Annotated in this window: 24 protein-coding genes and 1 pseudogene; 11 read left to right on the plus strand and 14 right to left on the minus strand. The window is 63.6% G+C overall.

From position 1 onward, the window contains the following. Window positions 1-122: 122 nt before the first annotated feature. The 7 genes and pseudogenes from FJ936_RS19275 to FJ936_RS19305 all read right to left on the minus strand — a co-directional run bounded on the left by FJ936_RS19275 (window position 123) and on the right by FJ936_RS19305 (window position 8,142). A complete protein-coding gene (locus tag FJ936_RS19275; RefSeq protein ID WP_015315301.1) occupies window positions 123-704 on the minus strand; it encodes a CarD family transcriptional regulator in 582 nt (193 codons plus the stop codon). Window positions 705-1,072: 368 nt separating this feature from the next. Next, window positions 1,073-1,411, minus strand: coding sequence for a ferredoxin FdxA (gene fdxA / locus FJ936_RS19280; protein ID WP_015315302.1), 339 nt, complete (start codon window positions 1,409-1,411; stop codon window positions 1,073-1,075). Window positions 1,412-1,639: 228 nt separating this feature from the next. After that, window positions 1,640-2,027, minus strand: a pseudogene (locus tag FJ936_RS19285) (RNA-binding S4 domain-containing protein). Window positions 2,028-2,037: 10 nt separating this feature from the next. Then, window positions 2,038-5,400, minus strand: coding sequence for a helicase-related protein (locus tag FJ936_RS19290; RefSeq protein WP_141906867.1), 3,363 nt, complete (start codon window positions 5,398-5,400; stop codon window positions 2,038-2,040). Between the two features lie 232 nt (window positions 5,401-5,632). Next, complete coding sequence (locus tag FJ936_RS19295; protein ID WP_140822543.1) at window positions 5,633-5,935, minus strand: hypothetical protein; 303 nt, start codon at window positions 5,933-5,935, stop codon at window positions 5,633-5,635. Between the two features lie 196 nt (window positions 5,936-6,131). Beyond that, window positions 6,132-6,857: an acetoacetyl-CoA reductase gene (phbB, locus tag FJ936_RS19300; protein WP_015315305.1), complete on the minus strand. Its 726-nt coding sequence runs from the start codon at window positions 6,855-6,857 to the stop codon at window positions 6,132-6,134. A 106-nt stretch (window positions 6,858-6,963) separates the two neighbouring features. Next, window positions 6,964-8,142, minus strand: coding sequence for an acetyl-CoA C-acetyltransferase (locus FJ936_RS19305; protein ID WP_015315306.1), 1,179 nt, complete (start codon window positions 8,140-8,142; stop codon window positions 6,964-6,966). Between FJ936_RS19305 and FJ936_RS19310 the strand changes: the two genes are divergently transcribed. Both FJ936_RS19310 and phaR read left to right on the plus strand, forming a co-directional pair. Continuing rightward, window positions 8,129-8,356, plus strand: coding sequence for a hypothetical protein (locus FJ936_RS19310; RefSeq protein ID WP_140616661.1), 228 nt, complete (start codon window positions 8,129-8,131; stop codon window positions 8,354-8,356). The genes FJ936_RS19305 and FJ936_RS19310 overlap by 14 nt on opposite strands. Window positions 8,357-8,437: 81 nt before the next feature. Beyond that, window positions 8,438-9,046, plus strand: coding sequence for a polyhydroxyalkanoate synthesis repressor PhaR (gene phaR, locus FJ936_RS19315; protein ID WP_015315307.1), 609 nt, complete (start codon window positions 8,438-8,440; stop codon window positions 9,044-9,046). Window positions 9,047-9,066: 20 nt separating this feature from the next. On the opposite strand, the gene FJ936_RS19320 is transcribed toward phaR, so the two are convergent. Next, window positions 9,067-10,209 carry a citrate synthase gene (locus tag FJ936_RS19320; RefSeq protein ID WP_140791694.1) on the minus strand — a complete coding sequence of 381 codons (1,143 nt, stop codon included), beginning with the start codon at window positions 10,207-10,209 and terminating at the stop codon, window positions 9,067-9,069. Between the two features lie 93 nt (window positions 10,210-10,302). On the opposite strand from FJ936_RS19320, the gene FJ936_RS19325 reads away from it, so the two are divergent. The 6 genes from FJ936_RS19325 to FJ936_RS19345 all read left to right on the plus strand — a co-directional run bounded on the left by FJ936_RS19325 (window position 10,303) and on the right by FJ936_RS19345 (window position 18,230). Further along, window positions 10,303-11,391, plus strand: coding sequence for a citrate synthase/methylcitrate synthase (locus FJ936_RS19325; RefSeq protein ID WP_140791692.1), 1,089 nt, complete (start codon window positions 10,303-10,305; stop codon window positions 11,389-11,391). 219 nt (window positions 11,392-11,610) lie between these two features. Continuing rightward, window positions 11,611-12,741: a patatin-like phospholipase family protein gene (locus tag FJ936_RS19330; RefSeq protein WP_141906868.1), complete on the plus strand. Its 1,131-nt coding sequence runs from the start codon at window positions 11,611-11,613 to the stop codon at window positions 12,739-12,741. Between the two features lie 92 nt (window positions 12,742-12,833). Next, window positions 12,834-13,010: a hypothetical protein gene (locus FJ936_RS30550; protein ID WP_181171373.1), complete on the plus strand. Its 177-nt coding sequence runs from the start codon at window positions 12,834-12,836 to the stop codon at window positions 13,008-13,010. 537 nt (window positions 13,011-13,547) lie between these two features. Continuing rightward, a complete protein-coding gene (locus FJ936_RS19335) occupies window positions 13,548-14,723 on the plus strand; it encodes an efflux RND transporter periplasmic adaptor subunit (protein WP_141906869.1) in 1,176 nt (391 codons plus the stop codon). A 75-nt stretch (window positions 14,724-14,798) separates the two neighbouring features. Further along, window positions 14,799-17,975, plus strand: a complete 3,177-nt coding sequence (locus FJ936_RS19340; RefSeq protein WP_141906870.1) for an efflux RND transporter permease subunit — start codon at window positions 14,799-14,801, stop codon at window positions 17,973-17,975. A 96-nt stretch (window positions 17,976-18,071) separates the two neighbouring features. Further along, entirely contained in the window at window positions 18,072-18,230 is a 159-nt protein-coding gene (locus FJ936_RS19345) for a DUF3309 family protein (RefSeq protein WP_015315312.1), read from the plus strand. 64 nt (window positions 18,231-18,294) lie between these two features. Here the strand turns inward: FJ936_RS19345 and FJ936_RS19350 are convergent, their stop codons facing one another. Beyond that, window positions 18,295-19,254, minus strand: coding sequence for an SDR family oxidoreductase (locus FJ936_RS19350; protein ID WP_141906871.1), 960 nt, complete (start codon window positions 19,252-19,254; stop codon window positions 18,295-18,297). Window positions 19,255-19,343: 89 nt separating this feature from the next. After that, a complete protein-coding gene (locus tag FJ936_RS19355) occupies window positions 19,344-19,553 on the minus strand; it encodes a DUF680 domain-containing protein (protein ID WP_141906872.1) in 210 nt (69 codons plus the stop codon). 114 nt (window positions 19,554-19,667) lie between these two features. Here FJ936_RS19355 and FJ936_RS19360 point away from each other — a divergent pair, with 114 nt between their 5' ends. Beyond that, window positions 19,668-20,582, plus strand: a complete 915-nt coding sequence (locus tag FJ936_RS19360) for a LysR family transcriptional regulator (RefSeq protein WP_141906873.1) — start codon at window positions 19,668-19,670, stop codon at window positions 20,580-20,582. Here FJ936_RS19360 and FJ936_RS19365 read toward each other — a convergent pair. The 3 genes from FJ936_RS19365 to FJ936_RS19375 all read right to left on the minus strand — a co-directional run bounded on the left by FJ936_RS19365 (window position 20,540) and on the right by FJ936_RS19375 (window position 22,937). Further along, the gene (locus tag FJ936_RS19365) at window positions 20,540-21,721 is read right to left on the minus strand and encodes an MFS transporter (RefSeq protein ID WP_141906874.1); all 1,182 of its coding nucleotides are present in this window, start codon (window positions 21,719-21,721) and stop codon (window positions 20,540-20,542) included. The two genes, FJ936_RS19360 and FJ936_RS19365, sit on opposite strands and share 43 nt — an antisense overlap. 98 nt (window positions 21,722-21,819) lie before the next feature. After that, on the minus strand, window positions 21,820-22,128 hold the full coding sequence (locus FJ936_RS19370; protein ID WP_015315317.1) for a DUF1244 domain-containing protein: 309 nt from the start codon (window positions 22,126-22,128) through the stop codon (window positions 21,820-21,822). Window positions 22,129-22,139: 11 nt separating this feature from the next. After that, window positions 22,140-22,937, minus strand: coding sequence for an N-formylglutamate amidohydrolase (locus tag FJ936_RS19375; protein ID WP_141906875.1), 798 nt, complete (start codon window positions 22,935-22,937; stop codon window positions 22,140-22,142). 244 nt (window positions 22,938-23,181) lie between these two features. Between FJ936_RS19375 and FJ936_RS19380 the strand changes: the two genes are divergently transcribed. Both FJ936_RS19380 and pyk read left to right on the plus strand, forming a co-directional pair. Next, the gene (locus FJ936_RS19380) at window positions 23,182-23,670 is read left to right on the plus strand and encodes a DUF1036 domain-containing protein (RefSeq protein WP_141906876.1); all 489 of its coding nucleotides are present in this window, start codon (window positions 23,182-23,184) and stop codon (window positions 23,668-23,670) included. After that, window positions 23,667-25,100, plus strand: coding sequence for a pyruvate kinase (gene pyk, locus FJ936_RS19385; protein ID WP_023773940.1), 1,434 nt, complete (start codon window positions 23,667-23,669; stop codon window positions 25,098-25,100). Before FJ936_RS19380 ends, pyk begins: the two co-directional genes overlap by 4 nt. On the opposite strand, the gene FJ936_RS19390 is transcribed toward pyk, so the two are convergent. After that, a complete protein-coding gene (locus tag FJ936_RS19390; protein ID WP_141906913.1) occupies window positions 25,070-25,573 on the minus strand; it encodes a hypothetical protein in 504 nt (167 codons plus the stop codon). The two genes, pyk and FJ936_RS19390, sit on opposite strands and share 31 nt — an antisense overlap. Window position 25,574: the final 1 nt, after the last annotated feature.

Raw genomic sequence — 25,574 nt, forward strand, 5'->3', positions numbered from 1 at the left:
GACACCGAAATAACCAGCCCATTCAAACCATAAAAACAAAACCCCGCCAAAATTGACGGGGTTTGTCAGCAGTCTGAACCCGGCGCGAGGCCGGGTTTTCGTCAACTTGAATACGAAAAAGCTCAGGCAGCTTCTTCCTGCTCGGCTTCCTCATTGTCGGCCTTGGCGCCACGCTTGGGGCCTTTGTTGAGGTTGACCTCGATCAGGCGCACGGCTTCGGTTTCCGACATGCGGTTGACGGCCGCGATCTCGCGGGCCATGCGGTCGAGTGCCGCCTCGTAGAGCTGGCGTTCGGAATAGGACTGCTCCGGCTGGTTGTCGGCGCGATAGAGGTCGCGCACGACTTCCGAGATCGAGATCAGGTCGCCCGAATTGATCTTGGCATCATATTCCTGGGCGCGGCGCGACCACATGGTGCGCTTGACGCGGGCGCGGCCCTGCACGACCTTCAGCGCGCGCTCGACATAATCCTCTTCCGACAGCTTGCGCATGCCGATCGAGGTCGCCTTGGCGACCGGCACTTTCAGGCGCATTTTGTCCTTCTGGAAGTCGATGACGAACAGTTCCAGCTTGTGGCCAGCCACTTCCTGCTCGTCGATCGAGACGATCTGGCCGACGCCATGCGCCGGATAGACGATGAACTCGCCGGTCTTGAAACCGTGACGTGCAGCTGTGGACTTCTTCTGCGGGGTGATCGTTGCCATTACGCCCTGAACTCCTTGTTGTGGGCCGGCGGCGGTGCCGGCTGAACTCACGTGATCGGGGTCACCGATCATTAGCCGCACAACAGATGACCCACCGGAAAAGCCGGGACCGGCAAACCGCAAGAATTGCGACCGCCTGGCCCAGATCGCTCTGGTCCGGAATGGGATTTTCACCTTTCAGTGATTTGGGGCGTCTGCGCCATAAATCGACGTTGTGTCACCGGCATGTTTCGCTGATGTAACACAAAAAGTCGGAAGAATCAAGGTTTTGCTGCGTAAGCGAAGGCCACAACCAATCGCCGCCTGTCAAGGCGGTTAATCCGGCGTGCCTGTTACGCTGCGTCATACAAGCCTTTACAGCGGTGTTGTCAATCGCCTTCGCCGGGCTCGGCGGAGAAGTATTTCTCGAATTTGCCGGCCTCGCCGTCGAAGCTCTTGGCGTCGGCCGGCGGCTCCTTCTTGGCGGTGATGTTGGGCCATTTATCGGCATATTCGGTGTTGATCTGCAGCCATTTGTCGAGGCCGGACTCGGTGTCGGGCTTGATCGCGTCGGCCGGGCATTCCGGCTCGCAGACGCCGCAGTCGATGCACTCGTCGGGATGGATGACGAGCATGTTCTCGCCTTCGTAGAAACAGTCGACCGGACAGACCTCGATGCAGTCCATATATTTGCATTTGATGCAGTTGTCGGTCACGACATAGGTCATCGGTCGGCTCCGGGACGTCCCGTTTTTGTTGGCTTTTTCCGTGAGGTAACGCCTTTATGGGCTGCTTGCAAGGGTAGCCATTCCCAGCGGCGCCAGAGTTTGGGAATTGAATTTCAGGTCGGCGGTGCCGCGACGGTCCCACACCCCTCGCCGACCTTCGTTTGCCGGTGCAAAATCTGTTTTAGTTGCCGTTGCCGCGGGAGCGCACATCTGCGTCGATCGGCAGGCTCAATCTTCGTCGCGCAATCGGTCGGTCTGGCGACGCTCTTTTTTGGTCGGCCGGCCGCTACCTGCCTCGCGCAGCGCCGCGATAGCGTCGGGCGGGGCGTCGCCCCTTTGGTGCGGGCGGGGGCGACATGTCTTGATAAAGGGTGCGGGCTTCCTCGGACGGGCCACGCCGCGCGCCAGCGCCGAGCACCTTCCAGACGAAAATACGCCGGTCGAGCGTGATGGTCAGCACGTCGCCTGGCTTGACCAGATCGGAGGCCTGCGCTGCTTTGTCGCGATTGATGCGCACGCGGCCGGCGACCACCAATTTGGCCGCCAGCGAGCGCGATTTCACCGCGCGCGAGAAGAACAGCCATTTGTCGATGCGCTGACGGCCTTCAGCAACCATCGATGCGAGTTTACTTCTTCAATTGGTCGCGCAAGGCGGCGAGCTTGGCGAAGGGTGAGTCCGGATCGAAACGCACCGGGCGCTCCTCGCGCGGCTTGGGCTGGAAAGCGGGCTTTCCGCCGCGATCGGCACCCTTGCCTTCCGGTCTGCCGCCCTTCCAGTCTAGCCGGCCTTCTCGGCGCTCGGGACGCTCGCCCTGCGGGCGGCCGTCGCGGCGCTCAGCGCCCTCAGCTTGCGGCTTGGGCTTGAACTTCGAGCGGTCGAAGCGCGGCTTTCCGGCGCCGTCGCGGCGTCCTTCGTGTGTGGGACGGTCCGCGGGCGCGGCTGTTGCCTGTTCGCCGCCGGCCGGCGCGTTGCTTCGGCCGCGCGCCTGTCCGTTTTGCGGCCGGTTGTTGCGGCCGTCGCGATGACGCGGACGCTGGTCGAAGCGACCTTGGCGCCACAGCAGGATCGGCTTTGGCGCTTCGGCTTCCGGCACGGGTTCGCCGGCGGCTTCCGCCACTGCAGCCGGTTCGGCGGCTTCAGTCGACGCGGAGGCTTCGACGGCGGGCTCCGCCGCTGCGGTTTCCTCCGTGGGTGCCGCGTCTACCTCGGCAGTTTCAGGTTCGGCCCGCGGCTCAACCGGCGCCGGCTCGGCGGCTTCTACAGGTTCCTCCGCAACTTCAGCGGTGGCTTCCGCCTGCTCTTGCGCGACAGCTTCCACCGGCGCGTCGGCGGCGACTTCGGCTGGAACCTCCGTCTCCACGTCGGTTGCCGCATCCGGCACCAGTTCAACTCCCTCGGCGGCCGGCGAAGCCGCCTCTTCCGCCGCCTTGGCTTGTTCCGCGCGGGCTGCTTCTTCGGCTGCCTGCCTGGCCGCGGCGGCTTCCCGCGCGGCATTGTCCTGCGCTTCCAGCCGTGCCTTGACTTCCGCGGCCGGCTTCGGCTCGGCGCGATAGCCAAGACCCTTGAGGATCTCTTCCATGTCGTCGGCGGTGGCGCCAAGGATCGACATCATCGGCGGCGTCACCATGAAGGACTGGCCGTCATAGGCGCCGTCCGGACGCTGGCCAAGGCCGGGCTTCCAGTTGGTCGCCGGGCGGATCAGGTCGGCCAGCCGCTCCAGAATGTCGATGCGCACGGCGCGGCGGCCGAGATTGCGGTAGCCAGCGAGCTTGTAGAAGGCCTTGTCGAAGGCCGGGTCGATGACAACAGAGGTGCGGCCCGACGCCAGCGCGTGGACGACGTCGCCGAAGCCTGGCTTGTCCTTGCCGTCGTTCTTCAACGCCCACAGCAGCGTCACCAGCCCGGCGGGTGCCGGCTTGATCAGCGCCGGCACGAACACGTGGTAGGCGCCGAAGCGGACGCCAAGCCGGCGCAGCGCCGCGCGGCCTTCCTGGTCCAAGGATTTCATCTCTTCGGCGATGTCACGACGGTTGATGAGGCCGAAATTCTCGACCAGCTGGAAAGCGATGCCACGGCCGATGCCGGAAATCTGCTCGGCATTTTTCAGATCGACCAGCGGCTTCAACAACGACTCGATCTGGAAATTGACGAAGCGTTCGGCGCGCGCCGCGACCTTGTCGCGCGCCGGGCCCGTCAGCTGTTCGTCAGCCAGCAACACCAGGCGCGGCTTCAGCGCGTCTTCGCCCGAGACCAGCGTGCCTATCGGCGCGCCGATCCAGCGCAGCGTGCCGTCCGAACCGAGCGCGAGATCGCCATTGGCGCAGGCGCCGAAGCGCTCCGCGCGTGCCTCGAACTCGGCGGCAAGCGCCTTTTGCGCGGCAGTGCGCACGGCCTTGGCGTCTTCGCCGCCGGCGGTCTGGTCGGCGGTGAAGCGGAACCCTTGCAACTCGCCGACATGATGGCCTTCGACAAGGACGGTTCCGGTAGGACTGATTTCGGCTTCAGGCATGGTATTTTCTCTAAGGCGCCGCATGAGGACGGAAGTCCTGCGGTCTACGAAGCGTTTCGTCAACCGCTCATGCAGCGCATCCGACAATCTGTCTTCGATTTCGCGCGTCTTTTCCTGCCAGTGTGCCTGATCGGCCAGCCAGCCGGGCCGGTTCGACACGAATGTCCAGGTGCGGATCTGGGCTATGCGGTGCGACAGCGTGTCGATGTCGCCCTCGGTGGTGTCGGCGCGGCGCACCTGTTCGGCCATGTAGTTCTCGTCGACATGGCCCTGCCGGGCGAGGTCCATGTAGATCGAGGCGATGAGGTCGGCATGCTGGGCAGGCGCGATCTTGCGATAGTCGGGCAGGGCGCAGGCTTCCCACAGCAGCGCCACGCGCTTGGCGTTGGTGGCGAGCGCGCGGATGTCTTCGTCGCGGGAGAGATGTTCGAGCGCTTGCGCATCGACGGCCGGCAGCGCGCGTGTCAGGCCCTCGACCGGGGCGTTGGTCTCGATCGAGCGCTTCAGCGCATCGAGGCTGGCGAAATCGAATTGGGCGGTGCGCCACTGCAGCACCTTCACCGGGTCGAAGTCATGGCCCTCGATCTTCTGGACGAGGTCCTCGTCCAGCGGATCGACTTGGCCGGTGACGCCGAACGTGCCGTCACGCAGATGCCGGCCGGCGCGGCCGGCGATCTGGCCGAGTTCGGCCGCCGTCAGATTGCGGTACTGGTAGCCGTCGAACTTGCGGTTCTGGGCGAAGGCGACATGGTCGAGGTCGAGGTTGAGGCCCATGCCGATCGCGTCGGTGGCAATGAGGTAGTCGACATCGCCCGACTGGAACAGCGCCACCTGGGCGTTGCGGGTGCGGGGCGACAGCGCCCCGAGCACGACGGCCGCACCACCCTGCTGGCGGCGGATGAGTTCGGCGATGGCATAGACCTCGTCGGCGGAGAAGGCGACGATCGCGGTGCGCCGTGGCAAGCGGGTCAGTTTCTTGGAGCCGGAATAGGCGAGATGCGACAGCCGCGGCCGCGTCACGACGGAGATGCCTTTCAGCAGCCGCTGGAGAATGCCGTGCATGGTGGCCGCGCCAAGCAGCAGCGTCTCCTGGCGGCCGCGCAGATGCAGGATGCGGTCGGTGAAGATATGGCCGCGCTCGAGGTCGCCGGCCAGTTGCACCTCGTCGATGGCAACAAAGGCGGCGTCGGTTTCACGCGGCATGGCTTCGACGGTGCAGACCGAATATCTGGCGCCCGGCGGCTGGATCTTCTCCTCGCCGGTGATCAGCGCCACTTTGTTGGCACCGACCTTTTCGCAGACGCGCGTGTAGACCTCGCGGGCCAGCAGCCTCAGCGGCAGGCCGATGACACCGGTTTCGTGCGCCACCATGCGCTCGATGGCGAGATGGGTCTTGCCGGTGTTGGTCGGCCCAAGCACGGCGGTCACGTCGCGGCCCGACAGGATCAGCGGCTCGGTGTGTTTCGGCTGGATGTTCATCGGCTCGGAAATAAGGCTTTCTGGCCTCTCGTGGTCGGGAGCGTGCCAGGACGGCGCGTATGACAGCCGACACATAGGGATTTCGGGCGCGAAGCGAAAGCAGAATGTTCCGGCAGGGTTCCGGAGACGCCCGTCTCACTCCGCAAATCAGCCCCTGCTTAACAGTTGGAACGAGTCTGGAACGAATCAGCGACGAATCGGCGACTCCGTCAGATTCAGCTTTTGTTCACGGCTAGATATGGATTTTGTTTCCACGAGTCTCACCACATGCTGAATCGCCGAACTGGCCCGTTTTATGCTGGGCGGGTCCTTCCGTTAACTTTCGCCGGGAACGATGAGGGCGATACGGTGCGCGCCCCGTTAAACTTATGAAACTGTTAATCTTTCTAAACTCGACGTTAAAGAATAGCAGCTTATCGCGGCCATTAATCTTAACATTGGGCTCAAAGCCGGAACGAATCGGCGACAAAGCAGCGCCGGCCGTATTTTCTCTTTTTGTTCCCCCAATATCTTGTGTTGTGAACAGCTTATCCACCGAGAATCCACAGGCTTGATCACAGGGTTCGCACAGACGCGCTTATCGGCATTAAGCTTTGCGTGCCGGATTGGGGCATTGCGTCACAGCGATGTCTTCCAAGAGTCAGGCGCCATTTGGAAGCGGACCGATTTTCCGGTCCGCTTATCGCAGGGTACGCATGAATCCGCAGCGTTGGACTGCGCGAGCAGACGTCTCAGACGAAGTACTGGCCGCCATTGGCGGTGAGGGTCGAGCCGGTGATGAAACCGGCATCTTGCGAAGCGAGGAAGACCACGCAGCGCGCGATCTCTTCCGGTTCGCCAAGGCGACCCACGGGGATTTGCGGGATGATGCGCTCGTTGAGCACCTTTTCGTCGATTGCCTTGACCATCTCGGTGGCGATGTAGCCAGGGCAGATGACGTTGACGGTGATGCCCGCGCGGGCGCCTTCCTGGGCGAGCGCCTTCGAGAAGCCGATGTCGCCGGCCTTGGCGGCGGAGTAATTGACCTGACCGGCCTGGCCCTTCTGGCCGTTGATCGAGGAGATGGTGATGACGCGGCCGAACTTGCGGTCGCGCATGCCGCCCCACAGCGGATGGGTCATGTTGAAGACACCGGACAGATTGGTATCGATCACCTCTTTCCACTGCTCGCGGGTGATCTTGTGGAACATGGCGTCGCGGGTGATGCCGGCATTGTTGACCAGCACCGAGACAGGGCCGAGGTCGGCCTCGACTTGTTTGATACCGGCCGCGCAAGCGTCATAGTCGGCGACCGACCATTTGTAGACCGGAATGCCGGTCTGCGCCTTGAACTTCGCCGCCGCCTCGTCATTGCCGGCGTAGTTCGCGGCAACCGAATAGCCGGCGTTCTTCAAAGCGATCGAGATCGCCGCGCCGATGCCACGCGATCCACCCGTGACGATTGCAACCTTGGTCATGCATTTCCCCTTTTGAAATCGCCCTGTTGTCGGGCTTGGCAGGCACTGGATTTACGACAGGCACCACATGTGAAACGGGCGGCTTGCGCCGCCCGTCCAAAGTCTATCAGAAAGCCTCCACGCACATGGCGACGCCCATGCCGCCGCCGATGCATAGGGTGGCCAGCCCCTTCTTGGCGCCGCGTCGGCGCATTTCGAAGACCAGCGTGTTGAAGATGCGGGCGCCCGAGGCGCCGATCGGGTGGCCGATGGCGATGGCGCCGCCATTGACGTTGACGATCGAGGGATCCCAGCCCATGTCCTTGTTGACGGCGCAGGCCTGTGCGGCGAACGCCTCATTGGCCTCGACAAGGTCGAGATCCCCTGCCGACCAACCGGCCCGTTCCAAGGCCTTGCGTGAAGCGGGAATGGGTCCGGTGCCCATGATCGCCGGATCGACGCCGGCGGTCGCCCAGGAGGCGATGCGCGCCAGCGGGGTGATGCCACGCCTTGCGGCTTCCGCTTCGCTCATCAGCAGCGCGCCGGCGGCACCGTCATTGATGCCGGAGGCATTGGCGGCGGTCACCGTGCCATCCTTGTCGAAGGCCGGCTTCAGCTTGGTCATGGCATCGATCGTGGCGCCGTGGCGGATGTATTCGTCCTGATCGACAACCGTATCGCCCTTCTTGCCCTTGATGGTGAAGGCGACGATCTCGTCCTTGAACTTGCCCGCCTTCTGCGCGGCCTCGGCCTTGTTCTGGGAGGCCAGTGCGAACTGGTCCTGGTCGTCGCGGGTGATCTGGAACTGGCGGGCGACGTTCTCGGCGGTGTTGCCCATGTGGTAGCCATTGAAGGCGTCCCACAGCCCGTCCTTGATCATGGTGTCGATCATCTTGTAGTCGCCCATCTTGACGCCGGCGCGCAGGTGCTCGGCGTGCGGCGACAGCGACATCGATTCCTGGCCGCCGGCAATGATTACCTTGGCGTCGCCGGTGGCGATCTGCTGCATGCCGAGCGCGATGGCGCGCAGGCCCGAACCGCAAACCTGGTTGAGGCCCCAGGCGGTGGTTTCCTTGGGCAGTCCGGCAAGGATCGAGGCCTGGCGGGCCGGGTTCTGGCCTTGCGCCGCGGTCAGCACCTGGCCGAGGATGACCTCGTCGATCTCGGCCGGTTCGACCCCGGCACGCGCCAAAAGTTCCTGCACGACGACGGCGCCGAGCTCATGCGCGGGCGTGGCGGCGAAGGCGCCGTTGAAGGAGCCTACAGCCGTGCGCGCGGCGCTGGCAATGACAATGGAAGCGGACATTTTCTTCTCCAGACTTCAAGGGTGTTGTTGTGCCGTTGAGGACTTTTTTGCCCTTTCCCACCCCCAAGTCAAACCGGAAATCGGCATGGCGCCGATGCGCCGCAAGCGGGCCGCGCATCGTGGTGTCGGCGGTCCGGTCGCTGCCGCGCAGCATATTTTGCCTGCTATGCAGCATTATATGATCCCGCAGTGCACAAACTGCTTGGAATTGTAGGGCTTTTGCGCATATCCTCAAAAAGGGCGCAATCGTTACCGGCTGCTTACTCAGGCGTGCCGGGATCCGGGGAGGATGCAGATGGCCGCAAAAGACGACCCTATCATTATCAAGAAATACGCCAATCGCCGCCTCTATAATACGGGGACGAGTACGTATGTGACGCTCGAGGATCTGGCCGAGATGGTCAAGAAGGGCGAGGAGTTCACCGTCCAGGACGCCAAGACCGGCGACGACATCACGCATCCGGTGCTGACCCAGATCATCTTCGAGCTGGAGAACAAGGACGGGCAGAACATGCTGCCGATCCCGTTCCTGCGCCAGCTGATCGCCTTCTACGGCGACCAGATGCAGATGATCGTGCCGAGTTTCCTCGAGCAATCGATGATCGCCTTCTCCAAGGAACAAGAGCGGTTCCGCGAGCAGATGAAGGGCGCCATCGGCAAGTCGCCACTGGACGTGATGAAGATGGCGACGCCGATCAAGGCGCTGGAAGAACAGACGCGCCGAAACATGGAAATGTTCCAGAACGCGATGCGGCTGTTCACGCCTTTTCCGCCCGCCGGCTCGGCACCGGCAGCGGCCCCCGCCGAGCCGGCCAGGAAGGAAGCGCCGGAGAAGTCCGACGATCTGCAGCAGTTGAAGGACCAGATCGCGGCCATGCAGCGCAAGCTCGATACGATGTCGTGAGCGCATAGCGCTCACGCGATTTACGGCAGCAATCCCTCATAGCGGCCGCGCGGCCGGATGATGCTGCCGGTCACGATCTGTTCGACCAGATGTGCCGCCCAGCCGACGCTGCGTCCAAGCGCGAAGAGGTGGAACGGTGCATCGCGCGGCAAGCCAAGGCTGCGCGCCAGCACGGCCAGGGCAAAATCGATATTCGGTTGGGCGCCGGTCGCCGCCATGGCGGCGGTTTCCAGCGACCGCAATGTTTCATCGGTGTTGTCGAAGGCCGCCAGAAGCGCCGTGGCCCGGGGATCGCCCTCGGAATAGAGCTGGTGGCCGAATCCCGGCAGTGGCCGGTCGTGGCCAAGCCAGTGCCGGATCGCGGCATCGGCACCATGCCGTCCCGCGTCTTCGGCGAGTTGCATCACGGCTTCGCCGGCGCCGCCGTGGCGGGGACCTGACAGTGTCGTCAGGCCGGCCAGCAGACAAGCGGCGGGCGAGGCTCCGGTCGAGGCGGCGACGCGGGCCGCGAAGGTCGACGCGTTGAGTTCGTGATCGGCAAGCAGCACAAGCGCACGCCGGATCGCATCCGCGCCTTCATCGTCCACCGACCAGCCCCGCGCCAATCGCTGGTGCACCGGTTCCGGCCCCGCCTCGGCACCGAGGGCGCTGGCCAGCACACCGATCGCGCGTGCGGCATCAGTGCACAGCGAGGCAGCATTTCGTCCAAGCGAAGACCGCGCCTGGCCGGCAAGCAAAGCGAGTTGCACGAACGCCTGGGCGCGGCCGGTCGGGCGCGGCGCATCTGGTGGTGATGCTTCGAAATGGACCGGGCCGGACAGAGCCCAGAGCAGTCCAGCGGTTTCTTCCAGCGTGGCATGGTCGGACAGCGCAACGGCATCCCGGCCCCGATAGATGAGGTTGCCGTGCCAGACGGTCGAGATCGCGGTGACGAGCGACGGCTCGCCCCAGGCGATCGCGCTTTCGGCAATGGCCGAGGGGCTGCGCCCGCGCGCCCTTCGCGTTGCCAGCGCCGCGATGTCGTCGGCGCGGTACTGGCTGCGGCGCGGATCGGCCCGATCCGGGCGCATGCCGATGCGGCCGCGGCTGACATAGGCATAGAGCGTCTGCGGCCTCACCCGGAGCCTTTCCAGCGCCTCTTCCCGCGACAACCATTCGGACATATCGAGCTCGGATATTGATTCTATTGATCAAGATTGATGCTTATGGCGCCCATCCTTATCTCCCACCAGGAAAAGCTTCAAGGAGACAAGGCCATGGCGAACGGGCTCGATGAGGTGGTGGCGGCCGAAACCGTGCTGTCCGACGTGGATGGCCTGGGCGGCCGCCTGACGATCCGAGGCCATTCGCTTGGGGACTTGGCTGGACGATGGAGTTACGCCCGGGTCGTCCGCCTGCTGCTGGACGGCTTCTTCGACGATCTGCCCGGTGACGCCGAACTGGCGGCAAGGTTAGGCGGGGCACGCACCGAGGTCTTCGACCGGCTCGCGCCTTCGCTGCGCCTGCTGGCGCCGCTCGAAATCTACAGCGCCATGCGCGCCGGCATCGCCTTGCTGCCGGATGGCGAAACGCTGGCGGACGCCTTGCGGCTGATCGCTGCGCCGGCGGTGCTGACGCCGGCCTTGCTGCGCCTGCGGCGCGGCGAGCAGCCGATCGCACCCGACGGCAAGGCGGATCATGCCACCGACATGTTGCGGATGCTCAGGGGATCGGTCCCGTCGCCGGCATTGGCAAACGCGCTCGACACGTATCTGGTGACCGTTTGCGATCATGGCCTCAATGCCTCGACCTTCGCCACCCGCGTCGTCGCTTCGACCCTGGCGGGCCTGACATCGTCGGTGCTAGCCGGGCTTGGAGCGCTCAAGGGGCCGCTGCATGGCGGCGCGCCCGGCCCGGTCATCGAGATGCTCGACGCCATCGCCGCGCATGGCGATGCGGCCACCTGGCTGCGCGACGAGATCGCGCATGGCGAACGCATCATGGGCTTCGGTCACCGCATCTACCGCGTGCGCGATCCGCGTGCCGATGTCCTGAAAGCGGTGGTGCGCAAGCTTGGCGGTGAGGGCGACACCGGCAGGCGGCTGGCTTTCGCCGAGACGGTCGAGCAAACCGCGCTCGACGTGCTCCGGGTCGCCAAGCCGCAGCGTTCGCTGCAGACCAATGTCGAATTCTACACCGCACTGGTGCTGGAAGCGGCAGGGTTTCCGCCCGAGGCGTTCAGCAATGTCTTCGCAGCCGGACGCGTCGCCGGGTGGGTCGCGCACGCGCGCGAGCAGCAGACCACCGGACGGCTGATCCGTCCGCAGTCACGCTATATCGGGCCTGTGCCGGACCTCGTCGCCTAGCGCCCATTTGCCTGGCTTCATGTCTGTTTCGAAAGCCGCGGTCTCTCCGCATGCAGCGATTGGCTTTCGCATGACCGAAATTTCATGTGATCACGCGAGCGTGTTCGTGTTCTTGCCTTGGCCCATCCTTATATGCTGCACTGCAACATAAGCTGGCGATAGCTGCTTCCTTCGAATGACGTGGGGGGCGGGCTGGCGTATCAGGATGACAGGAACGCCATGACGAAGAACGGCAAGGCGGAGGAAAAGAAGAAGATCAACATCGCTCTCCAGGGTGGCGGCTCGCATGGCGCCTTTTCCTGGGGCGTGCTCGACCGGCTGCTGGAGGATGGCAGGCTGGAGATATCGGCGGTGTCCGGTACCAGTGCCGGCGCGATGAACGCGGTGGCGCTGGCTGACGGTTTTGTCAGAGGCGCGGTCGAGGGCGCGCGCAAGAAGCTGGACGATTTCTGGCGCGCGGTGGCGGCGAAGGGACGGTTCAGCCCGGTGCAACGCATGCCGTGGGATGTCGCCTGGGGCAATTGGTCGATCGAGAACACGCCGGGCTATGTCTTCTTCGACACCATGTCGCGGGTATTCTCGCCCTATGTCGCCAACCCGCTCGGCCTCAATCCGCTGCGCGACGTCGTCGCGCAGGAGATCGATTTCGGGAATGTCCATGCCTGCAAGCCGATGGAACTGTTCATCTCCGCCACCAATGTCGAGACAGGGCAGTTGCGAGTGTTTTCCGATGGCGAGATCGATCTCGACACAGTGATGGCCTCGGCCTGCCTGCCGCAATTGTTCCGTGCTGTCGAGATCAAGGGCGTGCCCTATTGGGATGGTGGCTATGGCGGCAATCCGGCGCTCTATCCATTCTTCAAGACGGCGGCGACCGAGGACGTGCTTCTGGTGCAGATCAACCCGGTGGTGCGCGAGGGAACACCGAGAAGCGCCAACGAGATCCAGAACCGCATCGACGAGATCACCTTCAATGCCGGGCTGCTGCGCGAATTCCGCTCGATCGCCTTCGTCAAGGAACTGATCGCCGCCGGGCGTCTGCCGCATGGCGAATACCGGGACATCCGCATGCACCGCATCGATGCCGACGAGGCGTTCAAGGATCTGTCGGCATCCTCGAAGGTCAATGCCGAATGGGCCTTCCTGACCTATCTGCGCGACCTCGGCCGCACCGCCGCCAGCGACTGGCTTGAAGAGAATTACGCTGCCGTCGGCAAGCATGCCACGCTCGATCTCTCGGGCGAACTCGACGACGGTTTCAAGCCGGTCCGCGGTCCAGCACCGGGCCGTCGCGTGAAGGAGTTTCTCGCCGTTCGCAAGAATCCGGAGGCAGAGCGCCGTCGGGCCTGAGCCCGCCGGCGGCATGGCGGGGTCTCCGCAGCAGCGCGTAGTCCAGCGCTGCTGGCGTGACAGCAACCTTGGCGTGCGGAAGAGCCGTCATCATGCTGACGCCTGTTGCCACCAACGGTCAGATGATGCCGGGCGGAAGACGTCCGAAGGGATCGGGCGCAATGCTCGACCCGAATTGCGAATGGGACGAAACACACTCGGTGTTCCCGCACCTGTCTCGTGCCGAGCCCTATGTCGCGCGTATCGCGACGCGATGGTCCAAGGCGTAAGAATGCGGGCGCGTTGAGTTTTTCAGCATCAGGTTCGACCTCGGGGCCTTGGCGGCGGCAAACCTGACCTGAAAGGTTGCCGTGCCTTTTTTTCGAACAATTCCAGCCCTTTAGTCGAGTGTTATGGTGTCTCGATCATTGCCCCTCGCCGATCACACTGACGCGGATCGTCGGTTTGTGCCTGCACTTCGATCGGCGACGCAATGCGGATCGCGGCTATATTTCGGAGACGACCGGACGGGCCTGTGGCGAGCCGCGCTGGTCTCCGGTGGACGATGTTTCAGAGCCGGATCGTGAGCCGGCGGCCGGCTTCACCAAGTAGCCTGGCAAGTGACGAAGTACCGTTTCATGGCGGCCACACCTTGTTCGGCTACGCAATGCTGCTGCAACTTTGGGGCTATATTGCGATGCAACTTTGATGTAGAAGCGCGCTCGCCGATCACGGCAATTTGAACACGGTCGAGCGCGCACCCATATCGGCGACGCGCACGCGTCATCAGACGCGGTGCTGGCCGAACCCGCAGTGGAAAAATGACGATGCCTAAAATCAGGTTTCACAAGCTTGCAGCCATTGTTGTGCTCATCGGGTTCGCGGCGTGGATGGCGACAGGCGAGTTCTCGTCGGTCGGCAGCGTAGCGGCGAACAAGGCCAAGGCAGCCGAAGCCGAGCAGGGCAAGATGCCGGACGCGAGCAAGCCGAAGACGGCGGAAGCCGAACCGAAGGCCCCGTTGCGTACCGTCGCTGTGGTGACGCCGCCGCGCAAGACCTATGCGCGCGCCATTCGCATTTCCGGGCTGACCGAAGCCGACAAGCGCGCGGTGCTGGCAACCCGCGTCGCCGGCGTCATCGACAAGCTGCCGGTCAAGCAGGGCGACCACGTCAAGACCGGCGACCTGGTGCTGATGCTCGCCGCCGAGGAAAAGATCTCGATGGTTGACAACGCCAAGCAGCTTGTGGCGCAGCGCAAGGCCGAACTCGACGCCGCCGAGCGTCTGGCCAAGACAGGCAATTTGCCGAAGCTGCAGCTCGACACCGCCCGCTCCAACCTGACCCAGGCGCAATCCCAGCTGGATACAGCGCAGGCCGAGCTCGACCGCAACGAGGTCAAGGCACCGTTCGATGGCGTCATCGACCGGGTGCCGGTGGAACTCGGCAGCTCCGTCATGCAGGGCGGCGAGGTGGCGACGATCCTCAAGCTCGACCCGGTGATCGCGCGCGGCGAAATCAGCGAGCGCGACCTCGGCTATCTCAAGATCGGCGACAAGGCCAGCGTTCGGCTGGTCAGCGGCCAGACCGTCGAAGGCACCGTGCGCTATATCAGCCGCGACGCCTCGTCGGCGACCCGCACCTTCCGTGTCGAGATTGCCATCCCCAATGCCGATGGCTCGGTGCCGGCCGGCATGACGGCGGAAATCCAGCTCAGCGCGCTGCCGACCGACGCGGTGCTTTTGCCGCGCTCGGTGGTGACGCTCGGCGACAAGGGCGATCTCGGCATCCGCGCCGTCGGAAAGGACAACAAGGTGGCGTTCTTCCCGATCGATCTGGTCGACGATACGCCGACCGGTCTCGTGCTTGGCGGCATCCCGGCCGATGCGCGCATCATCGTCGCCGGCCAGGAACTGGTGAAGGAAGGCGACGAGGTCAAGCCGGTCGAGGCGGACCAGGCGACCATCAACAAGCTGATCGGCGAAGCCACCGCCGGGACGCAGTAGCGCAGCGACGCCGGCGCCGGGCCCTGCCCGGCGACGTCAGTCCGTTCGCCACTCCCGAAGCAACAGGCATAAGTCATGGATATCGTCAGACTCGCAATCAACAATGCCCGCCTGACCATCTCGGTCCTGGTCTTCCTGCTGATTGCAGGCTGGGTCGCCTATCAGTCGACACCGAAGGAAGCGGAACCCGATGTTCCGATTCCGATGATGTATGTCAGCCTGATCTATCAAGGCATTTCGCCGGAGGATTCCGAGCGTCTTCTGCTGCGGCCGATGGAAAGCAAGTTGAAAAGCTTGAAGGGCCTCAAGGAGATGCGCTCGGCCGCCTTCCAGGGCGGCGGTTACGTTCTGGTCGAGTTCCAGCCGCAGACGAACCTGGCGACGGCACTGCAGGACACCCGCTCCAAGGTGCAGGACGGCAAGGCCGACCTGCCGCAGGCGGCCGAGGAGCCTGTCGTCACCGAGGTCAACATTTCCGAATTTCCGGTGCTCGTCGTCACGCTGTCCGGCGAATTGCCCGAACGCGTGCTGGCGGCCGCGGCGCGCGAACTGCGTGATCGCATCGAGGAAGTGCCCGGCGTGCTCGAAGGCTCGTTGCAGGGCTCGCGCGACGATCTGGTCGAGGTCGTCATCGATCCGATGAAGCTGTCGTCCTATGGCCTGCAGCTCGACCAGCTGATCGGCGCTGTCGGTGCTTCCAACAGCCTGGTCGCCGCCGGCAATATCGAGGGCTCGGAAGGCAAATATGCCGTCAAGGTGCCGTCGCTGATCGAGACACCCGAGGATGTGGCGGCACTTCCCGTGGTCGCCGGGCCCAATGCCGTGGTGCAGGCCAAGGACATCGCGACGATACGCTCGACCTTCGCCGACGCGACGACGATCACACGCCTCAACGGCAAGCCGGCCGTCGCCATCGAAGTCAAGAAGCGCATCGGCGCCAATCTGATCGATACGCTGACCAAGGTCAGGGAGGTGTCTGACACCTTCGTCAAGACGATGCCCGAGGGCATGCACGTCACCTACACGCAGGACAAGTCGGTCTTCGTCAACCAGCTGCTGGGTGACCTGCAGAACCACGTGATGATCGCCGTCATCCTGGTGTTCATCGTCATCCTCTACGCGCTGTCCGGCCGTGCCTCGCTGCTCATCGGCCTGGCCATCCCCTCGTCGTTCCTAATCGGTATCCTACTGCTTGCCATGATGGGCTACACGATCAACATGATCGTGCTGTTCAGCCTCATCCTGGCGGTCGGTATGCTGGTCGACGACGCCATCATCGTCACCGAGTTCGCCGAACGACGGATGAGCGAGGGCATGCCGAAGCAGGAAGCCTTCGCGCTTGCCGCCAGGCGCATGGCCGGCCCGGTCATCGCCGCGACGATGACGCGTATCGCCGCCTTCTCGCCGCTGTTGTTCTGGCCCGGCATCATCGGCGATTTCATGAAGTACATGCCGATCACGCTGATCGTCACGCTGTCGGCCTCGATGCTCTATGCGCTGGTCTTCGCGCCGACGCTGGGCGCTATATTCGCCAAGGCGCCGCAGCATCACGAGGATGGCAATCGCGACGGCTGGTACATGGCTGTCGTCAAGCAGGCGGTGCGCTTTCCCATCACCGTGATGGTGCTCACCGTCGTCTTGCTGACCGGTATTTTCGTTGGCTATTCAAAATACGGTGCCGGCGTCGAATTCTTCCCGAGCGTCGAACCCGACTACGGCCTGCTTTACGTGCATGCCCGCGGTAACCTTTCGCTGGCCGAAATGGATACGGCGACCAAGATCGCCGAAAACCGGTTGCTTGGGTGGCCCGGCGTGAAGTCGGTCTACACCCGCGTCGGCAAGTCCGACGGCGGCGGCCAGGATGTGCCCGAGGATGTCGTCGGCGTCATCCAGTACGAATTCATCGACTGGCGCGAACGCAAATCGGCGAACGATATCCTGAACGATCTGCGCGGCGTCATGGCCGGCATACCAGGCGTCGATGTCGAGGTTCGCGTGCCGGAAGCCGGCCCGCCGACCGGCAAGCCGATCCAGATCAGGCTTTCGGCAGTCGACCCCAAGGGATTGGACGAGAAGGCGCGCGCCGTCGCGGCGCGTATCGCCAAGGTGCCGGGTGTCATCGACATTTCCGATGGCTTGCCGCCGCCCGGTGTCGACTGGGCACTCGAGGTCGATCGCGCCAAGGCAGCCCAGTACGGCATCAGCCCGACCTCGGTCGGGACGGTGGTGCAGCTCGTCACCAATGGTTTGAAGCTCTCGGAATATCGGCCGGCGGGCGCCGACAAGGCGGTCGACATCCGTCTGCGTCTGCCGGAGGACCGGCGCACGCTGTCGACGCTGGACGAGCTCAGGGTGCAGACCTCGCAAGGATCGGTGCCGATCTCGAACTTCGTGGTGCGCAAGGCGAAGCCGAGCGTCGGCATCCTCAACCGCATCGACGGTGCCCGAACCGTGGTGGTGCAGGCCAATGTCGCCGCCGGCCAACAGGTCGCGGCAGTCCAGCAGCAGGTCACCCGGGCCGTCACCGATATGAATCTGGGCAGCGGAATACGCTGGAAGCTCGCCGGATCGAATGAGGACAGCGCGGAAGCCAGCGCCTTCCTCAGCAAGGCATTCGGCGCGGCGATCTTCCTGATCTTCCTGGTGCTGCTCGCGCAGTTCAACAAGTTCACCAGCGTGTGGCTGGTGCTGTCCTGCGTCGTCATGGCGACAATCGGGGTGTTCCTCGGACTGCTGATCACAGGCGAGACATTCGGCATCGTCATGTCGGGCATCGGCGTCATCGCGCTGGCCGGCGTGGTGGTGAACAACAACATCGTGTTGATCGACACCTACGACCGGCTGCGTGAGGAGGGCTGGGACAAGATGGACGCGGTGCTGCAGACCTGCCGCGAGCGTGCGCGACCGGTTGTGCTGACGGCGGTGTCGGCGATTCTCGGCGTGCTGCCGATCGCCTTTGGCCTTGGGCTCGAAATCTTCCATCACGAGACGACGATCAATGCGCCGTCGACGCAATGGTGGATTTCGCTGTCCTCGGCGATCGTCTTCGGCCTGTCCTTCGCCACCATCCTGACGCTGGTTGTGACGCCGTCGATGCTGATGGTGTTCACCCGCGCCAAGGTCAAGCCCGGCGCGCGACGCGGCTTAATCAGCCGTCTCTTCCGGCGCGGCAAGGGCGAGATCTCGTCCCAAGGGCCTCTGGCAGATGTCGGCGCCGAGCCGGCAGTCAGCTTCCCGAAGGCGGCGGAATAGAGCGTTTCGCAGGCCAAGCAACAAAGGCCGTCCGGGAACAACCGGGCGGCCTTTTGCATTGTTCCCTCGAATGCAACCAGACGGCCAGGGCTCAAAATGACGATCAGCACACTTCTCGTTATCATCCTGATCCTGATCCTGATCGGCGCTGTGCCGGCATGGCCGCATTCGCGCTCCTGGGGCTACGGACCATCGGGCATTGTCGGCGTCATACTGGTCGTGGTGCTGATCCTGCTTGTGCTGGGCAGGATCTGACCGGCAACGATCCGCCGCCGGACCCTTACCGAGCGCAGCTGTTCTCACCTGCCAGCAAGCTCGATCAGGCGGCCTGGCGACGGGCGGGAGCGACGGCGATGCCAATATCCTGCAAGGCTTTGTTCACCGCCTGATCGAGCGGCGTATGCGGGATTTCGCCGATGATGCCTTCCAGCCGCGTCGAGGCCAGCCGGTGCGGCTCGAAGCGCAGGTATGACATCGAGACGATCTCTCGCCACATCGCCACGAACGGGCTGCCGGCGCGCAGCACCCACCAAGGCATGGAAGTCATCTTGAGTTGATGGCCGACGGCGTTCTCGGCGGCCACCTTGATCTCGAGATCGGTGACGGCATGGCCTGGAAAGTTCAGCGCCTCATAGAAGCCGAGCTTGTCGAGATTGCGGGCCAGCGCGACGAAACCGACGGCGAAATCCGGCAAATAGGCCCATTCATGCACGAGGTCGGCCGGACCGGGCGCGGTGTAGATGCCCTTGTTGATCTTGGCGGCGACGATCAGGTCAAACCAGGAGCCGCTGCCGGTGCCGCCGAAGAAATCGCCGGCCCGCAGAACAATGGTGCGCACCCGTCCGGCCTCGGCCTCACGGCGGAACAGATCCTCCATGGCACAGCGGATGCGGCCCTTCTCGGTCGTCGGGTGGAACGGCGTGTCTTCCGTGATCACCGCCGGCATGGGCGAGCCGTAATTGTAGACGGTGCCGGGGAAGAGATGCTGCGCATCGTTGGCATGGCAGGCGGCCATGACATTTTTGGCCATTGGCAGGCATTTGCCCCAGTCGGTGTAGATCGGGTTGAGGCCGTTGAAGACGATGTCGACGCCCTCGGTGGCCTGGATCAGCGATTGACGGTCCAGCGCATCGCCGGCAACCGCCGTGGCGCCCTCAAGCTCGGCTGGCACCATGCCGGTACGGGTGACGGCGCGGACGTCGAAGCCGGCGTCGATGAAGGCCTTGGCAACCACGCGACCGAGCCGGCCATTGGCGCCGAGAATTGCGATCTTGGTCATTCTTCGTCTCCTTATTCGTTTTCAAGTGCGGGGTTTGCCTAGAAGCGACGGGACGAGCCCGCCGCTTCTGGATTTTCGAGGGCCGCCGTTCAGCGGCTGCCGAAGAGGTCGCGGTTGCTGCCCTGGACGACAGGCTTCTGATTGGTCGCCTCGGACTTGCCGATCGACGTGGTGGTCACATTGTCGGTGGTGACGCCGGTCGGCTGGTTGGCATTGTCCGAGCCAAACTTGTCGCTGCCGGCGAAAGCCGTGTTGGCGGCGATGAGGAGGGCGGCGGTTGCGATTGCGATCTTGGTCATTGGATTACTCCTGATTGGTTGTTGCAGTCGGTATCGGTGTTTGCAGGGTGAATATGATTGCTTCATCGATGAATTAAAGTTGACTATGAATGCAGTTTTGATATTCATTATTGAATGAGGGACATTGACTGGAACCTGATCAAGAGCTTTGTCACCGTGGCGGAAACCGGCAGCCTGTCGGCCGCGGCGCGGAAGCTGTCGGCAAGCCAGCCGACGCTTGGCCGTCACATCGGGGAGTTGGAACAGGCGCTCGGCGTCACGCTTTTCCGGCGCGGGCGAAGCGGCTATGCGCTGACCGAAGCGGGAGCCACGCTGTTCGAGCGCGGCAAGACGGTGAGCGAGCAGGCAAGCGCCTTTTCACGGCTCGCGCTGGGTTCGGTCGAGGCGATCGAAGGCACTGTGCGCATCGCGGCCAGTGAGGTGGTAGCGGCCTATGTGCTGCCCGACATGATGGCGCGGCTCGGCATCGACGAGCCCGGCATCGAGGTCGAGATCGTTGCCTCGAACCAGGTCGAAAACCTGCTGCGCAGGGATGCCGACATTGCCATCCGCATGGTCAAGCCGGCGCAGAACGAACTGGTGGCGCGCAAGGTCTGCGATATCGAACTCTGCGCCTGCGCGGCCATGTCCTATCTCGACAGGTGCGGGCGCCCGCTGGGGCCGGCCGACCTCGTCAATCACGCCCTGATCGGCTTCGATCGCAGCGACGAAATGATCCGGGCTTTTTCCCAGTATGGCATCCCGGTCACCCGAAACAGCTTTCGTTTCAGGGCCGACAATCAGATCGTGCTCTGGGAAGCGGTGCGGGCGGGAAACGGCGTTGGTCTTGGCCAGGAGCCGCTGGCAGACCGCGATCCGCTGGTGGAGAAGGTGTTGCCCGGCCTGCCCTTGCCTGCCCTGCCGGTATGGCTGGCCATGCATCGCGACGTGCGCACCAGCGTGCGCATCCGCCGCGTGGCTGATTTTCTCCACGAGGAATTGAAGCACTATTCGGCGGGCGCGGCATCCGGAGCGAATTCGGCGCGGTGAGCCAATCCGGCCATCAGCAAGACGACGATCAGCAGAGCCGACATGGCGATGAAGATCGGGCCGAACCTGGAATGCTCGGCGACGAAGCCGATCGCAGACGGCGCCACCAGAATGCCGGAATAGCCCATGGTGGTGACGACGCTCATGCCGGTGCCCGAGGACATGCCCTCCTGGTTGCCGCCGGCCGAAAAGATGATCGGCACCATGTTGGCGATGCCGAAGCCGCAAAGCGCAAAGGCTGATATGGCGAGCCAAGCCGAAGGCGACAGGCCGGCGATCAGCATGCCGGCGGCCGCGACGATGGCCGAGCCGCGCAGTGTCATCACCGCGCCAAAGCGGTTGCGGACGCCATCGCCGAAAAAGCGCATGATCGCCATGACGCCGGAGAAAGCCGCATAGGCAAGACCGGCGACGGCGAGGTCGGCGCCGAGTTCCTGCCGCAGATACAGCGCCGCCCAATCGAGCACCGCGCCCTCTGAAATCATCGTCAACAGGGCCATCAGGCCGATGAGGTAGACCAATGGGTTTGCCGGCAGAGCGAATTTATGATGCTCGACCGCCTGCGGTTTGTTTTCGGCCACGATGTGGGGCACCGCCGCCGCGATTGCCGCGAAGGCAAGCACGGTCACCACCGCGGCATGGGCGAGGTGGCCATAGGTCTGGATGGCGAAGCCGCCGAGGGCGCCGCCGGCGAAACCGCCGAGGCTCCAGAAGCCGTGCGACGAGGACATGATGGCGCGCCCCAGCCGCCGTTCCACCACCACCGCATTCGCATTCATGGCGACATCCATGCCGCCGATGGAGCCGCCGAATATGAACATGGCGATGGCCGCCAGCGGCACGTCGGGTGCCAGCGCCACGACCAGCAGGCCGAGGCTGCCGCACAGGCCGAACCAGCGCAGCACGGTGCGCGAGCCGTGTTTGGAGATCAGGTGGCCGCACCATGTCATGGCGGTGACCGCGCCGGCGCCGAACAAAAGGATCAGCAGGCCGAGCGTGAATTTCGAGATGTCGAGCCGGGTCAGGAAGACAGGAATCTGCGGCGCCCAGCTGCCGGTCAGGAAACCATTGGCGAGGAAAATGGCCGCCACGGCCCATCGCCCGCGAATGGCAGTCTGCATGGCGTTCGAAGCGTTCATGGCACGAATCCGGTCAGAAAATGGCTTTGCGCGGCAAATTAGATCGATTCAATTTTCAGTCAAGCGCTGTTGTGGGAAAGCATTTGGGCTAAACGGGCTCAGTGATCCTTGGGGCGCCGTGCTTCGAATTCCGCCTTCTTGGCGTCCGAAGCCTCTATCTGGTTGAGCGCCTGCCATTGCGCATAGGGCATGCCGTAGACGATCTCGCGCGATTGCTCTTTGCCGAGCTCGACGCCTTCGGCATTGGCTGCTTCGCGGTACCAGTTCGACAGGCAGTTGCGGCAGAAGCCGGCGAGGTTCATCAGATCGATGTTCTGCACGTCGCCCCGTTCACGCAAATGCTCGACCAGTCGCCGAAAGGCGGCGGCCTCGAAGTCGCGCTTCTGTTCGTTGCTGAGTTCGGTCATCGAAACCTCCGTCATAGCGGCCCGGTGCGCGAGCCGAACATCTTTACCGCATGTATATCGGGACGGCGGTCGATCGCGTCAACGATCGGTGCGAGCCGCCCGGCCCAGGCGAGAATGCCCTTCTGGTCCGCTATCAGATCCTGGCGGATTTCGATCAGCGCGTGGGCATAGCCATTGACGATGGCGTGCCTGAACATGGTGTCGCCGCGCAACGCGCCATCATACGGTTCGTTGTCGCCAACGACGAGTTGTTTGTCCTCAGCCAGCATATCGATCAGCGGTCGCGCCACCCGGTCGTCCTCGTCCCACAGAATACCGACATGCCACGGACGTTGCTTGCCCTGCATGGCGGGGGTGAAGGAATGCACCGAGAAGATGAAAGGCGCTTGCCTGGAAGCCTGAGCGACCGACGCAATCATGGCGCCGACCGCGTCGTGATAAGGGCGGTAGAAGCGATCGAGCCGCCTTTCGCGTTCCTCCTGCGCCAGGGGATAATTTCCCGGAATGATGGTGCCGTCGTAAAGCTGGCGAATGAGTGTTGGATCGTCTTCGCCTCGGTTGGGATCGATCAGCAGCCGCGAGAAATTGGCGAGCACCGCCGGCGCCTCGAGCAAGGCCGCCAGTTCACGCGTCACCGCTTCGACGCCAATGTCATAGGCGATATGGCGGTCGAATTCGGCCGCCGGCAGCCCCAGGCTGCCATATTCTTCCGGCAGGTCGCGGCGGGCATGATCGGCCAGCAGCACAATGCCTCGCTTGCGGTCGCCCTCGACAATGTCGAAGGGCGCGAAAACTGTGGATCGGGTCATTGGCGGAAAATGGTCGTTCGCTGGCCTTCGGGGAGGATGCTATCGTCATTCCACGAAGACGACGTGTGCGCAATGCCGTTGTTTAGCCAAGGTTTCCCGGGAAATCTGGCACGGGGCGACGGTCGTGCGCTGGGAGCCTTCCTAAATCGATTGGAATTGGTCAAAACGGCGCGTTGACATGCGCCCGGACTTTTCCGAAAAGGGGCGCAGAGAGATGCTGATGTGGTTCTTGAGGGGTTTTAGGATGGGTTCCGACGGCGGGCAGCGCGCGCGCGTTGCCTTAGCCATGCCGCTCCTGACGCTCGCCGTGGGACTGTCAGCGATGGTCACAGCTTCACCGGCGCGCGCCGACTTCCGCGTCTGCAACGCCACGCAGAACCTGGTCGGCGTCGGAATCGGCTATCGGGCCAAGGCCGGCTGGATCACCGAGGGCTGGTGGCACATCGAGGGATCGAGTTGCAAGACGTTGATCGAAGGACCGCTGTCATCAAGGTTTTACTATCTTTATGCAGAAGACGCCGAGCGCGGTGGACGCTGGGACGGCCCGATCAACATGTGCGTGGCTGAAAAAGAGTTCAAGATTGCCGGCGTAAGCGACTGCGTCGCCAGGGGCTTCCAGCGCGCCGGATTCCAGGAATATGACACGGGCGAGCAGGCAAGCTGGATGGTCCAGCTCACCGACGAGCCCGCAACGGGAGGCGCTCCAGCCGCCCCGGGAACGAATAGTCAATGAGACGTAGCCGCAAGGTCAAGATCCTAGCCACAATCGGTCCGGCATCTTCCTCCGAGGAGATGCTGAAGAAGCTGTTCGAAGCCGGCGCCGATGTGTTCCGCATCAATATGAGCCATACCGATCATGAGCTGATGCGCACGCTGGTCGCCCGCATCCGCGCCGTCGAGGAAAAAGTTGGCAGGCCGATCGGCATCCTCGCCGACCTGCAAGGCCCGAAGCTGCGCGTCGGCAAGTTCGCCAATGGCAAGGAAGTCCTGACGCTGGGCCAGACATTCACGCTCGACGACAATCCCGAGCCCGGCACCTCGACAAGGGTCTACCTGCCGCATCCCGAAATCCTGAGCTCGGTCGAGGCTGGCCATCGGCTGCTGATCGACGACGGCAAGCTTGAGCTGAAGGCGGTGAAGAGCGACGGCAAGTCGATCGTCTGCACCGTCATTGCCGGCACTACCATTTCCGACAAGAAGGGCGTCAGCCTGCCCGATACCGACCTGCCGGTCGGCGCGCTGACCGAGAAGGACCGCAAGGATCTCGACGCGGTGCTCGCCACGGGCGTCGACTGGGTCGCGCTGTCCTTCGTGCAGCGGCCGGAAGATCTGGCCGAGGCGCGCAAGATCGCCCGTGGCCGCGCGCTGATCATGGCCAAGATCGAAAAACCGCAGGCCGTGGCCCGGCTGGCCGAGATCATCGAACTGTCCGACGCGCTGATGGTCGCCCGCGGCGATCTCGGCGTCGAAATGCCGTTGGAGGCGGTGCCCGGCATCCAGAAGCAGATCACGCGCGCCGCGCGCCGTGCCGGCAAGCCGGTGGTGGTCGCCACGCAGATGCTGGAATCGATGATCACCGCCCCTGTGCCGACCCGCGCCGAAGTGTCCGACGTTTCGATTGCCGTCTTCGAAGGCGCCGACGCGATCATGCTGTCGGCGGAATCGGCAGCGGGCGCCTATCCGGTCGAGGCGGTGGCGATGATGAACCGCATCGCCGCCAAGGTCGAAACCGATCCGACCTATGCCGGCATCATCAACGCACAGCGTTCGGAGCCGGAAGCGACCGGCGCCGATGCCATTTCGCTGGCCGCCCGCGAGATCGCCGAGACGCTGAAACTGTCGGCGATCATCACCTACACGGCATCGGGCACCACCGGCCTGCGCGCCGCGCGCGAGCGTCCGCAGGTGCCGATCATCGCGCTGTCGCCGATCCTCAACACGGCGCGACGGCTGTCGCTTTTGTGGGGCACGCATTGCGTCGTCTCGCCCGATGCCACCGATCTCGACGACATGGTCAACCGCGCCTGCCGCATCGCGCTGGAAGAAGACTTCGGCAAGCCGGGCGACCGGGTCATCATCACCGCAGGCGTGCCGCTGCGGACTCCGGGATCGACCAACATGCTGCGCATCGCCTATGTCGGATCGGAAACAGCCGGCCGGTAGTCGGCCCCCAGCGTCGTTGCAGTCCTGAGCGCTCTTGCCGCGGCTTCCGCGTGGTTTTTTCGCTGGAGGAACCGTCGCGCGCGAGGAATGGGGTCATGCAGATACTGATCCGGGCCGAGCATCTTTCGCCGGTTGAGTTCGGTCTTATCGAGCAGATCGAAATCCACTTTCGCAATCGTGCAACGCCATCCGGCGTTGCGCGAAGCCCAGCTTCTTTCATGGTGTTCGAGCAACCGCTCTCGGGCGCAATAGCCATGATAGTCGAAAGCGATCAGGCCGTTCGTCACATAGATATGGTTTCCTGAAAAGCCTTCGTCAGGAATGATCCGTTCGCCGTAAAATCCCTCCAAAGGCGGATGCTTGAGGAAGGTGCCGGCGAGAATGGCGCATGCGCCGTGACCGAAGAAGATGCGATCCGGCAGCGCCCATCGCTTTTCCGGATTTCTCTTTATGCCGTGTTTCAGGACGTACATG

This window comes from Mesorhizobium sp. B2-4-13 (assembly GCF_006658535.1).
GTDB lineage: Bacteria > Pseudomonadota > Alphaproteobacteria > Rhizobiales > Rhizobiaceae > Mesorhizobium > Mesorhizobium australicum.

Coding starts and splice junctions, on each gene's coding strand:
- phbB (WP_015315305.1), bottom strand. CDS start 6,857: ATGACCAAGGTTGCAATCGTCACGGGTGGATCGCGTGGCATCGGCGCG.
- FJ936_RS19305 (WP_015315306.1), bottom strand. CDS start 8,142: ATGTCCGCTTCCATTGTCATTGCCAGCGCCGCGCGCACGGCTGTAGGC.
- FJ936_RS19310 (WP_140616661.1), top strand. CDS start 8,129: ATGGAAGCGGACATTTTCTTCTCCAGACTTCAAGGGTGTTGTTGTGCC.
- FJ936_RS19370 (WP_015315317.1), bottom strand. CDS start 22,128: ATGACCGAACTCAGCAACGAACAGAAGCGCGACTTCGAGGCCGCCGCC.
- FJ936_RS19390 (WP_141906913.1), bottom strand. CDS start 25,573: ATGTACGTCCTGAAACACGGCATAAAGAGAAATCCGGAAAAGCGATGG.
- FJ936_RS19365 (WP_141906874.1), bottom strand. CDS start 21,721: ATGAACGCTTCGAACGCCATGCAGACTGCCATTCGCGGGCGATGGGCC.
- FJ936_RS19345 (WP_015315312.1), top strand. CDS start 18,072: ATGACGATCAGCACACTTCTCGTTATCATCCTGATCCTGATCCTGATC.
- FJ936_RS19290 (WP_141906867.1), bottom strand. CDS start 5,400: ATGAACATCCAGCCGAAACACACCGAGCCGCTGATCCTGTCGGGCCGC.
- FJ936_RS19320 (WP_140791694.1), bottom strand. CDS start 10,209: ATGTCCGAATGGTTGTCGCGGGAAGAGGCGCTGGAAAGGCTCCGGGTG.
- FJ936_RS19275 (WP_015315301.1), bottom strand. CDS start 704: ATGGCAACGATCACCCCGCAGAAGAAGTCCACAGCTGCACGTCACGGT.
- FJ936_RS19355 (WP_141906872.1), bottom strand. CDS start 19,553: ATGACCAAGATCGCAATCGCAACCGCCGCCCTCCTCATCGCCGCCAAC.
- FJ936_RS19375 (WP_141906875.1), bottom strand. CDS start 22,937: ATGACCCGATCCACAGTTTTCGCGCCCTTCGACATTGTCGAGGGCGAC.
- FJ936_RS19340 (WP_141906870.1), top strand. CDS start 14,799: ATGGATATCGTCAGACTCGCAATCAACAATGCCCGCCTGACCATCTCG.
- FJ936_RS19360 (WP_141906873.1), top strand. CDS start 19,668: ATGAGGGACATTGACTGGAACCTGATCAAGAGCTTTGTCACCGTGGCG.
- fdxA (WP_015315302.1), bottom strand. CDS start 1,411: ATGACCTATGTCGTGACCGACAACTGCATCAAATGCAAATATATGGAC.
- FJ936_RS19380 (WP_141906876.1), top strand. CDS start 23,182: ATGGGTTCCGACGGCGGGCAGCGCGCGCGCGTTGCCTTAGCCATGCCG.
- pyk (WP_023773940.1), top strand. CDS start 23,667: ATGAGACGTAGCCGCAAGGTCAAGATCCTAGCCACAATCGGTCCGGCA.
- FJ936_RS30550 (WP_181171373.1), top strand. CDS start 12,834: ATGCTGACGCCTGTTGCCACCAACGGTCAGATGATGCCGGGCGGAAGA.
- FJ936_RS19350 (WP_141906871.1), bottom strand. CDS start 19,254: ATGACCAAGATCGCAATTCTCGGCGCCAATGGCCGGCTCGGTCGCGTG.
- FJ936_RS19335 (WP_141906869.1), top strand. CDS start 13,548: ATGCCTAAAATCAGGTTTCACAAGCTTGCAGCCATTGTTGTGCTCATC.
- FJ936_RS19330 (WP_141906868.1), top strand. CDS start 11,611: ATGACGAAGAACGGCAAGGCGGAGGAAAAGAAGAAGATCAACATCGCT.
- phaR (WP_015315307.1), top strand. CDS start 8,438: ATGGCCGCAAAAGACGACCCTATCATTATCAAGAAATACGCCAATCGC.
- FJ936_RS19325 (WP_140791692.1), top strand. CDS start 10,303: ATGGCGAACGGGCTCGATGAGGTGGTGGCGGCCGAAACCGTGCTGTCC.